The sequence below is a fragment of the Olleya namhaensis genome, assembly GCF_900114005.1.
Classification (GTDB): domain Bacteria; phylum Bacteroidota; class Bacteroidia; order Flavobacteriales; family Flavobacteriaceae; genus Olleya; species Olleya namhaensis.
Window position 1 is genome coordinate 1 of the sequence record NZ_FORM01000028.1, and the last position, 1,316, is coordinate 1,316.

The following is a 1,316-nucleotide window of genomic DNA, read 5'->3' on the forward strand; positions in this document are numbered from 1 at the left end:
TCTTCGTCAATATATTCTAATTGATTAGTTGTGGTATTGAACGTTAAAGAAGTAACCGTTTCTAAGTTATCTACTAAATCAGTTAGATCTAATTGCGTTACTAACCCATTTTCGTCAGTATAATCAATATTAGTATCATCAGCATTTAAAGCGATGATAGTTGTTGTTTCGTCATAAGTCGTTTCAGTACCATCTTCCGAAGTGTAAGTAAAAGTACCATCCGCATTATCTACTAAAGTAGTAACTGTTTCTTCGATTGTTACGACAGTTCCGTCACCAGAAGTATGCGTTGCTATGGTTTGCACTGAAGTGTTAGCGTTATCATCTGATACAGTAGATGCTAAAGCGCCTAAGTCAACACCATTAGTTGTACCATCTTCGTCAATATATTCTAATTGATTAGTTGTGGTATTGAACGTTAAAGAAGTAACCGTTTCTAAGTTATCTACTAAATCAGTTAGATCTAATTGCGTTACTAACCCATTTTCGTCAGTATAATCAATATTAGTATCATCAGCATTTAAAGCGATGATAGTTGTTGTTTCGTCATAAGTCGTTTCAGTACCATCTTCCGAAGTGTAAGTAAAAGTACCATCCGCATTATCTACTAAAGTAGTAACTGTTTCTTCGATTGCTACGACAGTTCCGTCACCAGAAGTATGCGTTGCTATGGTTTGCACTGAAGTGTTAGCGTTATCATCTGATACAGTAGATACTAAAGCGCCTAAGTCAACACCATTAGTTGTACCATCTTCGTCAATATATTCTAATTGATTAGTTGTGGTATTGAACGTTAAAGAAGTAACCGTTTCTAAGTTATCTACTAAATCAGTTAGATCTAATTGCGTTACTAACCCATTTTCGTCAGTATAATCAATATTAGTATCATCAGCATTTAAAGCGATGATAGTTGTTGTTTCGTCATAAGTCGTTTCAGTACCATCTTCCGAAGTGTAAGTAAAAGTACCATCAGCGTTATCTACTAAAGTAGTAACTGTTTCTTCGATTGCTACGACAGTTCCGTCACCAGAAGTATGTGTTGCTATGGTTTGCACTGAAGTGTTAGCGTTATCATCCGATACAGTAGATACTAAAGCACCTAAGTCAACACCATTAGTTGTACCATCTTCGTCAATATATTCTAATTGATTAGTTGTTGTATTGAACGTTAAAGAAGTAACCGTTTCTAAGTTATCTACTAAATCAGTTAGGTCTAATTGCGTTACTAACCCATTTTCGTCAGTATAATCAATATTGGTATCATCAGCATTTAAAGCGATGATAGTCGTTGTTTCGTCATAAGTCGTTTCAGTACC

1 pseudogene is annotated in these 1,316 nt (G+C 35.2%); it reads right to left on the reverse strand.

Going from position 1 to position 1,316, the window contains the following annotated elements:
• Window positions 1-1,316 (reverse strand): annotated as a pseudogene (locus BMZ09_RS16270) (hypothetical protein); the annotation flags it as partial.